At 71.5% G+C, this 9,727-nt stretch carries 9 protein-coding genes; 4 read left to right on the top strand and 5 right to left on the bottom strand.

Features of this window, described 5'->3' with window-relative positions; genetic code table 11:
- Nucleotides 1–399: 399 nt before the first annotated feature.
- The 5 genes from QZ772_RS21905 to glyQ form a co-directional block, all read right to left on the bottom strand.
- Nucleotides 400–1,335, bottom strand: coding sequence for a YgjP-like metallopeptidase domain-containing protein (locus tag QZ772_RS21905; protein WP_295531019.1), 936 nt, complete (start codon nt 1,333–1,335; stop codon nt 400–402).
- Nucleotides 1,336–1,361: 26 nt separating this feature from the next.
- Nucleotides 1,362–2,096, bottom strand: coding sequence for a 1-acyl-sn-glycerol-3-phosphate acyltransferase (locus QZ772_RS21900; RefSeq protein ID WP_295531017.1), 735 nt, complete (start codon nt 2,094–2,096; stop codon nt 1,362–1,364).
- Between the two features lie 155 nt (nt 2,097–2,251).
- Nucleotides 2,252–2,899: a D-glycero-beta-D-manno-heptose 1,7-bisphosphate 7-phosphatase gene (gmhB, locus tag QZ772_RS21895; protein WP_295531015.1), complete on the bottom strand. Its 648-nt coding sequence runs from the start codon at nt 2,897–2,899 to the stop codon at nt 2,252–2,254.
- Between the two features lie 37 nt (nt 2,900–2,936).
- Nucleotides 2,937–5,075: a glycine--tRNA ligase subunit beta gene (gene glyS, locus QZ772_RS21890; protein ID WP_295531012.1), complete on the bottom strand. Its 2,139-nt coding sequence runs from the start codon at nt 5,073–5,075 to the stop codon at nt 2,937–2,939.
- 3 nt (nt 5,076–5,078) lie between these two features.
- Nucleotides 5,079–6,017, bottom strand: a complete 939-nt coding sequence (gene glyQ, locus QZ772_RS21885; protein ID WP_295531008.1) for a glycine--tRNA ligase subunit alpha — start codon at nt 6,015–6,017, stop codon at nt 5,079–5,081.
- 204 nt (nt 6,018–6,221) lie between these two features.
- On the opposite strand from glyQ, the gene QZ772_RS21880 reads away from it, so the two are divergent.
- From QZ772_RS21880 to QZ772_RS21865, 4 genes are all read left to right on the top strand, one after another.
- Nucleotides 6,222–7,187, top strand: a complete 966-nt coding sequence (locus tag QZ772_RS21880) for a diacylglycerol kinase family protein (RefSeq protein ID WP_295531005.1) — start codon at nt 6,222–6,224, stop codon at nt 7,185–7,187.
- Nucleotides 7,184–8,053 carry a metallophosphoesterase gene (locus QZ772_RS21875; RefSeq protein ID WP_295531002.1) on the top strand — a complete coding sequence of 290 codons (870 nt, stop codon included), beginning with the start codon at nt 7,184–7,186 and terminating at the stop codon, nt 8,051–8,053. Before QZ772_RS21880 ends, QZ772_RS21875 begins: the two co-directional genes overlap by 4 nt.
- A 40-nt stretch (nt 8,054–8,093) precedes the next feature.
- The gene (locus tag QZ772_RS21870) at nt 8,094–8,924 is read left to right on the top strand and encodes a phosphatase PAP2 family protein (protein WP_295530999.1); all 831 of its coding nucleotides are present in this window, start codon (nt 8,094–8,096) and stop codon (nt 8,922–8,924) included.
- Between the two features lie 97 nt (nt 8,925–9,021).
- Nucleotides 9,022–9,663 (top strand): glutathione S-transferase family protein, encoded by a 642-nt coding sequence (locus QZ772_RS21865; RefSeq protein WP_295530995.1) that lies wholly within the window; start codon nt 9,022–9,024, stop codon nt 9,661–9,663.
- The last annotated feature ends 64 nt before the right edge of the window (nt 9,664–9,727 follow it).

The following is a 9,727-nucleotide window of genomic DNA, read 5'->3' as shown; positions in this document are numbered from 1 at the left end:
GCGGGCCTGTCCTTCGGCAGGCCCGCAGCCCGCCCGCCCTGCGCTCCTCGGCGCCCCACAGGCGCGCCGCCACGCCCTCACCGGCACAAGGGCCTGCGTTGCGGGTAAATGGCCGGCACTGACTCCTTCCCCCGCTGGGGGAAGGCAGGGATGGGGGCAGTGCACCGCAGTCGTTCCGTTCCCCACGGCACTGATCTCGCTAGTGCCGACACGCCGTCTCCAGCGCGTCGGGGCCGGGGCCTGGGGGCCGCGGGCGATTTCTGAAAAAGTATGAGCCCGCGGCCCCCAGGCCCCGGCCCCGCCGCGCGCACCCTGGCGCATGCACCCCGGCGCCCACACCCCGACCCGTGCACAGCTGTACCGAACCCGAATCGGACGAGAACCAGATCAGGCTGGGCCTCACCCCCAGCGCGGCGCCGGCTCGTCCTTCAGCACCTGCCGCCGCTGCGCATAGTCCGGCAGCACGCGGCCCACCTCGTCCCAGAAGCGCGGACTGTGGTCCATCACCCGCAGGTGCGCCAGCTCGTGCACGACCACGTAGTCGATGATCGGCAGCCGGTAGTGGATCAGCCGCCAGTTCAAACGGATCGAGCCATCCGCGCTCGCGCTGCCCCAGCGGGTGGCGGCGTTGGACAGCGACAGTCTGGTCCACTGCACCCCCAGCTGCGGCGCGAAATGCGCCAGCCGCTCCGCGAAGACACGCCGCGCCTGTCGCGTCAGCCAGGCCTGCGCCGCATCGCGGATGCGCGCCTCGCCCACGTCCGGCGACAGTGCCAGACGCAGCACCTGCGGCGCATCGGCACTGCCGTCGCCCACATCCAGCAGGCCGCCCGCGCCGGCCTGGCGGTCGGTCGGGTCCAGGCGCAAGGTGACCATCCGCCCCAAAAAGGGCAGCTGCGCCCCATCGCGCCAGGCGATGCGGCCGGCTTCCTGCTGCGACTCGCGCTGACGCGCCTCCGACAGCTTGCGGAGGATCCAGCCCGCCTTCTCCTGCAGAGCCGATTCGACATCGCGGATGGCGGCCCAGCGCGGGGCGCGCACCGACAGACCGTCCGCGCCCACCGAGAAGCCGATGGTCCGGCGGTGCCCGCGGTCAAAGGCATAGGCGATGCGCACGTCGCCCAGCACGATCTCGCGCGAGGCGCGCGGATGGGTGAAGACGAGGGTGCGGGCGTCCGGGCCGCGCAGCGGCCTGGCCGGCGCCGCACCGCCCTCGGGCGATGGCGCCACGCCGCGCGGCTTTGCGGGAACGACCGGCGGCTCGACGGCCGGCGACGGCGCTGGCGCCGGCGAATCGCCGAACAGGTCCAGCGTCAGCTGCAACAGCCGGTGCATGCCTGCGCCCTGCTTGCCGGCCGCCTTCAGCGGTAGGCCTCCGGGTCCAGGCGGCGCATCTCGGCCTCGATCCAGGCCTGCACCTCGACCATGAGTTCGTCCGCCTTGCGACCCGCGCTCGGGATGGCAGGGCCGATGGACACATGCACCGTGCCCGGCGTCTTGACGAAGGCCTTGCGCGGCCAGCAGCGGGCCGAGGTCACGGCGATGGGAATGACCGGCGCGCCGGTCTCGACCGCCAGCCGCGTGCCGCCCGTCTTGTACTGGCCCACCTCGCCGCGCGGGATGCGCGTGCCCTCGGGAAACATGATGATCCACACGCCCTTGGCCAGCAGCTTCTTGCCCTGCGCCACCACCTTCTGGAAGGCCTGTGTGCGCTGCTTGCGGTCGATGTGCACCATGTCCAGCCGCGACATGGCCCAGCCGAAGAAGGGCACGTACAGCAGCTCCTTCTTGAATACATAGGCCAGCGGATGCGGCATGAGCGTGGGCATCAGGAAGGTTTCGTACGTGGACTGGTGCTTGACCAGCAGCACCGCACCCGCCTCCTTGTCCTGCGGCAGGTTCTCCATGCCCAGCACCACGGGCCGGATGCCGAGGATCCAGCGCGCCCCGCCGATGGCCACGCCCAGCCAGCCGGCAGCGATGCGGTAGAGCGGCTCGCCGCGCACGAAGAGCGACGCCAGCAGCAGGAAGATGGCCCACGGGACGACGGTGACCGCCATCCACAGCACGTGAAGGGTCGAACGGAGAAAGGCCATCGGACGAAGAAGAGAAGGAGAAGAGGGAAGCGGTGCGCGCCGGACGTCGACCAGGCTCAGCGCCCGTGCGGTGCGCGGTGGCGCCCGCGCGTGGGCGAGGCCGGAACGAAGCCGGAACAGGTTCTCGCGGGCAAGACGGGCATGGCGAAGAGCACTCAGCCGCGCGGGCCCGTCGGCCCGGCTGTCGGCGAGGCGGGTGCCGGCGCCGCATGGTCCTCGCGCGCCAGCAGGAAGCGCACAAAGTCGGCCAGGTCCTCGTGCACCTGGGTGCCGGGCGGAAACTCGGGCGGCAGCGGATGAACGCCGCGACAGGCCGCGCCCATTCCCGTGAGCAGCAGGTGCGGCTCGCAGCCGGCGGCGGCGCCGGCCTGCAGGTCGCGCAGGCTGTCGCCCACCGTGGGCACGCCGCGCAGGTCGATGCCGAAGCGCTCGCCGATCTGCCTGAACAGGCCGGGCTTGGGTTTGCGGCAGTCGCAATCGTCCTCAGGACTGTGCGGGCAGTAGAAGATGGCGTCGACCCGGCCGCCGAAGGTGGCCAGCATCTTCTGCATCTTGGCGTGCATGGCGTTGAGCGAGGCCACGTCGAACAGGCCACGGCCCAGGCCCGACTGGTTGGAGGCGATCACCACATGCCAGCCGGCCTGGTTGAGCCGCGCGATGGCTTCGAGCGCGCCGGGCAGCGGCGTCCACTCGGTGTCGCTCTTGACGAAGTCGTCGCGGTGCTCGTTGATGCTGCCGTTGCGGTCCAGGATCACCAGCTTGAGGGCCTGGCTGCGCTGCTGCTGGCGAACGTTCTCGGGCATGGTGGACTCGCTGGTGAAGGAGGGAGCGAGAGGCCGGTCAGGCCGCCAGGCGCTCCAGCAGCGCCACGCGGTTCATCGCCCGGTGCAGCGCGGCCAGCAGGCCCAAACGGTTCAGGCGCAGGTCGGCCTCGTCGGCATTGACCATCACGCCGTCGAAGAAGGCATCGACCGGCGCGCGCAGCGCGGCCAGGGTCTGCAGCGAGGCGGTGTAGTCGCCGGCGGCGAATTGCGCGTCGGCCTGCGGCACCACCTGCTGCATGGCCTGGTAGAGGGCCTGCTCGGCGGGCTCGCGCAGCAGGCCTTCGGTGACATGGGCATCGGCCTCGGGCGACTTCTTGAGGATGTTGCCGATGCGCTTGTTGGCGGCCGCCAGGGCCGGCGCCTCGGGCAGGCGGGCGAAGGCGCGCACGGCAGCGAGCAGGCGCGGCACCTCGGCCAGGCGCGGCGGGCGCTGGCCGAGCACGGCGTCGACTTCCTGCGCGCTGGCGCCCTGCTCGCGCAGGCTGCCGGCCAGGCGGTCCTGGATGAAGTCCAGCAGCTGGGCGCGGGCATTGGGCTCGGTGGCCAGCGCACGCATGGCGCCGAGGGCGATGTCGATCAGCGCGGGCAGTTCCAGCGGAAGGTCGCGCTCAATCAGCATGCGCACCACGCCCAGCGCATGGCGGCGCAGCGCAAAGGGATCGCGGTCGCCGGTGGGCAGGTTGCCGATGCCGAACATGCCGGCCAGCGTCTCCAGCTTGTCGGCCAGGGCCACCGCCAGGCCGACCGTGCCGCGCGGCAGCTCGTCGCCGGCGAAGCGGGGTTTGTAGTGGTCCTCGATGGCATCGGCCACGGCCGCAGGCAGGCCGTCGTTGAGCGCGTAGTAGCGCCCCATGATGCCCTGCAGCTCGGGGAACTCGCCCACCATGTCGGTGACCAGGTCGGTCTTGGCGAGCCGGGCAGCCTGCTCGGCCTGGGCCGCGAGGGCGCCGTCGCCCAGCTGGGTGGCGATGGCCTTGGCGATGGCCACGACGCGCTGCACGCGCTCGCCCTGCGTGCCCAGCTTGTTGTGGTAGACCACCTTGTCCAGCAGCGGCAGGCGCGATTCGAGGCTCTTCTTGCGGTCCTGGTCGAAGAAGAACTTGGCGTCGGCCAGGCGCGGGCGCACCACGCGCTCGTTGCCGCCGGTGACGGCGCTGGCATCGTCGGGGCGGATGTTGCTCACCACCAGAAAGCGGTGCGTCAGCCGGCCCTGCGCGTCCAGCAGCGGAAAGTACTTCTGGTTGGCCTTCATCGTCAGGATGAGGCATTCCTGCGGCACGCCCAAAAACTCCTGCTCGAAGCTGCAGGTGAGCACGTTGGGCCGCTCGACCAGGGCCGTGACCTCGTCAAGCAGGGCGTCGTCGCGGATGGGCTCGCAGCCATTGCCCACGGCCAGCGCGGCCGCGGCCAGCTGCCGCGCGATCTCGGCGCGGCGGGCCTCGAAGCCGGCGATGACGGCACCCTCTTCCTCCAGTTGCAGCGCGTAGTGGTCGGCGTCGCGCAGCACGACCGGGTCGACCGCGGCCTCGAAGCGGTGGCCGTGCGTGTCGCGGCCGGCCTCCAGACCCAGGGCGGTGACGGGCACCACCTCGGCGCCGTGCAGCGCCACCAGGCCGTGCGCCGGGCGCACGAAGCTCACGCTGCTCCAGCCGGGCAGCTCGCAGCGGGCTTCCAGCTGGTAGCTCATGACCTTGGGGATGGGCAACTTGGCGATGGCCTCGGCCAGGGCCTTCTGCAGGCCCTCGGCCAGCGTGGCGCCAGCCACGGTGCTGTCATGGAACAGCGCCTCGGCCTTGCCGTCGGGGGCGCGGCGCAGGCCGGCGGCGGCCGACGCATCCAGGCCCAGGGCCGCCAGCTTCTTGGCCAGCGCGGGCGTGGGCTGTCCGGCGGCGTCCAGGCCCACGCTGACCGGCATCAGCTTCTGCGAGACGGCCTTGTCGGCGGCGCGCGGCGCCACGTTCGTGAGGTGCGCGGCCAGGCGGCGCGGCGAGGCATAGGCCGTGAGCACCGAGGCGCCACCGGCCAGGCCTTGCGCAACGAGCTGATCGCGCAGCACGCTGGCGAAGGCGTCGCCGAGCTTCTTGAGCGCCTTGGGCGGCAGTTCCTCGACGAAGAGTTCGACGAGCAGGCTGGGATGCGAGGACGTGGCGTTCATGGCTCAGGCGGCGGCTTTCTCGCCGGCGGCGGTGGACTCGTTGTTCTTCTTGGGGATCTGCGCGACCCATTCGCGCGGCGCCAGCGGGAAGCCCAGGCGCTCGCGGCTGTCGTAGTAGCTCTGCGCCACCGACCGGGCCAGGTTGCGGATGCGGCCGATGTAGGCGGCGCGTTCGGTCACGCTGATGGCGCCGCGCGCATCCAGCAGGTTGAAGGTGTGGGCGGCCTTGAGCACCTGCTCGTAGGCCGGCAGCGCCAGCTGTTCCTGCATGAGGTGCTTGGCCTGCTTCTCGTGTGCACCGAAGGCGGTGAACAGGAAGTCGGCGTCGGAGTGCTCGAAGTTGTAGGTCGACTGCTCCACCTCGTTCTGGTGGTAGATGTCGCCATAGGTCACGCCCGGGGCGTACTCCAGGTCGAAGATGCTTTCCTTGCCCTGGATGTACATGGCCAGGCGCTCCAGGCCGTAGGTGATCTCGCCCGTGATCGGCCGGCAGTCGATGCCGCCCACCTGCTGGAAATAGGTGAACTGTGTCACCTCCATGCCGTTGAGCCAGACCTCCCAGCCCAGGCCCCAGGCGCCCAGCGTGGGGTTCTCCCAGTCGTCCTCGACGAAGCGCACGTCGTTCTTCTTCAGGTCGAAGCCCAGGGCCTCCAGGCTGCCAAGGTAGAGCTCGAGGATGTTGGAGGGCGCGGGCTTGAGCACGACCTGGAACTGGTAATAGTGCTGCAGGCGGTTGGGGTTCTCGCCGTAGCGGCCGTCCTTGGGTCGGCGGCTGGGCTGCACGTAGGCGGCCTTCCACGGCTCGGGGCCCAGGGCGCGCAGGAAGGTGGCGGTGTGGCTGGTGCCTGCGCCCACTTCCATGTCGTAGGGTTGCAGCAGGGCGCAGCCCTGGGCGTCCCAGTAGGCCTGGAGCTTGAGGATGATCTGTTGGAAGGTCAGCATGGTGCGGGGAAGAGGCAGGCGGGCCGCGCGGCGGGCGCAGCGGCGGCGCAGGGAACCGGGCATTTTATGGGTGCGCCCGCCGCACGGGGCGGCGGCGGGCATGCGGGGCCGGCGGGCGACTACACGGGCTGGCGGCGCGCGGCCCTGGCCAAGTCGGCCGCCGGTCAGCAGCATGTCGGCTTCGCCCGACACCCCGCCGCCCCCATGCCTCCCGCACCTGCCCTCGCCCCCGACGCGCCCCTGTTCGTGGTGCTCAACCGTGGCTCGGGCCGCGGCAGCGCGGACGAAGCCCGCCAGGCCATCGAGGCGGCCTGCCGCGCGGCCGGCCGGCCGCTGACGCTGCGCACCATCGACCGGGCCCACCGCGTACCCGAGTTGGCGCGTGAGGCGGTGGCGTCCGCGCTGGCCCAGGGCGGCATCGCCGTTGCAGCGGGAGGCGATGGCACCATCAACGCCGTCGCCCATGCCGCCCTGCGCGCCGGCTGCGCCTTCGGCGTGCTGCCGCAGGGCACCTTCAACTACTTCAGCCGGGTGCACGGCATCCCGGCGCCCATCGAGGAGTCGCTGCAGTCGCTGCTGACCGGCACGCCGCAGCCCGTGCAGGCCGGCGAGGTGAACGACCGCGCCTTTTTGGTCAACGCCAGCCTGGGGCTCTATGCCCGCATGCTGGAAGAGCGCGAGGACTTCAAGGCCCGCTTCGGTCGCCGACGCTGGGTGGCCTTCGGCGCCGCGCTGGCCACGCTGCTCAAGGGCTTTCGCACCTGGACGCTCACGGTGAGCGCCGGCGGCGGCACGCAGGTGCTGCGCACGCCCACGCTCTTCGTCGGCAACAACGCGCTGCAGTTCGAGCAGGTGGGCGTGGAGGAAGGCCAGGCCGTGGAAGAAGGCGGTGCCCTGGCCGCCATCGCGCTGGAGCCGCTGGGCCGGCTCGCCATGATCGGGCTGGTGCTGCGGGCGGCCATGGGCCGGCTGGGCAACGCGTCGAAGGTGCGCAGCTTCGCCTTCCGGGAGATCGAGGTGCAGGCCGCGGCAGGCGCGCCGCAGCGCCGACGCGTGCGGGTGGCCACCGACGGCGAGGTGCAGTGGATGGACATGCCGCTGCGCTTCCGGGTTTCGCCGCGGCCGCTGTGGCTGGTCAAGCCCCTGGATGCGAAGGCCGAGCGCGCATGAGCGACCGGCCCGCGAGCGCACCTCACGCGTCGCCCCTCGACGGCCTGCCCGCCGAACGCGACTGCGTACTGTTGCACCTGTCCGACCCGCATTTCGGCACCGAGCAAGCGCCGGTCGTCGAGGCGCTGGTGCGATGGGTGCGGGCCCAGGCGGCCGATGCCGTGGTCGTCAGCGGCGACATCACGCAGCGCGCGACACGGGCGCAGTTCGCGGCCGCCCGCGCCTTCTTCCAGCGCCTGGATGCGCCACGGGTGCTCGTGATTCCGGGCAACCACGACATTCCGCTCTTCGACCTGGGCACCCGTCTTCTTGCGCCCTACCGGCGCTACCGGGCGGCACTCGGGGACGAGCTGGAGCCCGCCCTGGACCTGCCCCGCTGCCTGGTGTTGGGCGCCAAGACCACCCGCCGCTGGCGCCACAGCGACGGCGAAATCGATGCCGCGCAGGTCGAGCGCATCGCCCGGCGCCTCGCCGCGGCCGGGCCCGCGCAGCTGCGGGTGGTGACGGTGCATCAGCCCGTCGCCGTGACGCGGCCGGAGGACGAGGAAAACCTCCTGCACGGCCGTGAGGCGGCGCTGGCGCGCTGGGCCGAGGCGGGCGTGGATCTGGTGCTGGGCGGCCACATCCACCTGCCCTTTGCCCTGCCACTGCCGCAGGGCGGTGGTGCCTGGGCGGTGCAGGCGGGGACGGCCGTGTCCTCGCGGGTACGATCCGGCGTCCCGAACTCGGTCAACCTGCTTCGCTGGCGCGGACCGCGCCACGACGGCCGACGTTCATGCACCCTGGAGCGGTGGGACTTCGACGCCCACCGCAGCGCCTTCGCACAGGTGCTGACCACCCCCCTGGAACTCCCGGCCCGGGATTGACACCACCGGGGCCGGACCTTCAACCGAATCCCGAGGATCGATGACCCCTGACGACTGGAGCGCGCTCGGCACGCGCATGGGCAGTGTGGCCTGGACGGCCTTTCCCTTCATCGTGCTCGCGGCCATGCTGCTGGCACTGCTCGCCGGCAGCACGGGCTTGGCCTGGCGCAGCCGCACCCGCCCCGCGCCCGACGCACCACCGCAACTGCAGCGGATCGTGCCTGGCCTCGTGATCGGCTTCTTGTTAATCGTGGGCCTGGCGAGCCTGTTCACGCTCTTCGCACGGCACCTCGGCGAAGGCCGACCGATGGGCCGGATGGACGACGCCCTGAGCGTGGCCGTGGGCACCCATACGCCGGACTGGGCGCGGCAGGCCTTCTCCGTCTTCACGCACATCGGCGACCCGTTGCCGGTGACGGTCTTCGTGCTGCTCTTCGCGGTGCTCCTGCGCTGGCGCGGCCATCCCGGCTTCGCCTGGGGCTGGCTGCTGGCCAACGCAGGCAACGCCGTGCTGAACTATTCGCTCAAGCAGGTCTTCGAGCGTGTGCGGCCGGTGCACGACACGCTGCTGGTGAACGCGCCGGGCTTCAGCTTTCCCAGCGGCCACAGCTCGGCCGCGATCGTGCTGTGGGGCATGCTGGCCTATCTGTGCCTGCGGATCGGCCCCAAGGGCCTGCGCCTGCCGATGCTCGCGCTCGCCGCCGCCATGGCGGTGGCCATTCCGGCCAGCCGCGTATTCCTGCAGGCCCACTTCCTGACCGACGTGGTGGCGGGCCTGTGCTCAGGCTCAGCGTGGCTGGCGATCAGCATCCTCAGCGCCGAGTCGGCGCGCCACCGGCGGCGCGTGCGGCTGTACGTGCCGGCCGCCTGAGCGCGGTTCGTGCTGCGCGGTGTGGAACGCCGGAGCACCTCCCGACACGCGAGGCACAGTGCAAGGCCACCGCATGCCGGGCCGCACAATCCCGCGCATGCTCACGATCCACCACCTGGGCCGCTCCCAGTCCGAACGCATCCTCTGGCTCTGCGAAGAGCTGGGGATTCCCTACACCCTGGTGCGTCACCAGCGCGACGCGACCACGATGCTGTCGCCCCCGGCGCTCAAGGCGCTGCATCCGCTGGGCGCCGCGCCGGTGATCGAGGACGACGGCCTGGTGCTGGCCGAATCCGCCGCCATCGTCGACTACCTGATCGCCCGCCATGGCCAGGGCCGACTGCGGCTGGCGCCGGCGCATCCCGACTTCGCGCATTACCTCTACTGGTTCCACTTCGCCAACGGCAACCTGCAGCCGGTGGTGGGCCGCCTGATGATGGTCAGCCGCGCCGGCCTGCCCGCCGACCATCCGGTGCAGCAGGCCGTGCAGGGCAGGCTGGACCGTGTGCTGGAACTGGTGGAGGCGCGCCTGGGCGAAGCCGAGCACCTCGCCGGCGCCGAATTCACCGCCGCCGACATCATGAGCGTCTTCTCGCTCAGCACCATGCGCCTGTTCCAGCCCGTGGACCTCGCGCCCTACCCCAACATCCGCGCGTGGCTGCAACGCATGGGCGCCCGCCCCGCCTACCAGCGCGCGATGGCCAAGGGCGATCCGGATCTGGTGCCGATGCTGGGGTGACACCACACACATCAGATTGACGGGCCCGAGCGCGGACGAAAGCACACGGCGGATCGACGCATGT

The organism is uncultured Pseudacidovorax sp., from assembly GCF_913773995.1.
GTDB lineage: Bacteria > Pseudomonadota > Gammaproteobacteria > Burkholderiales > Burkholderiaceae_C > Xenophilus.
The sequence above is the reverse complement of the archived record's forward strand: the minus strand, read 5'-3'. Positions and strand labels throughout refer to the sequence as shown.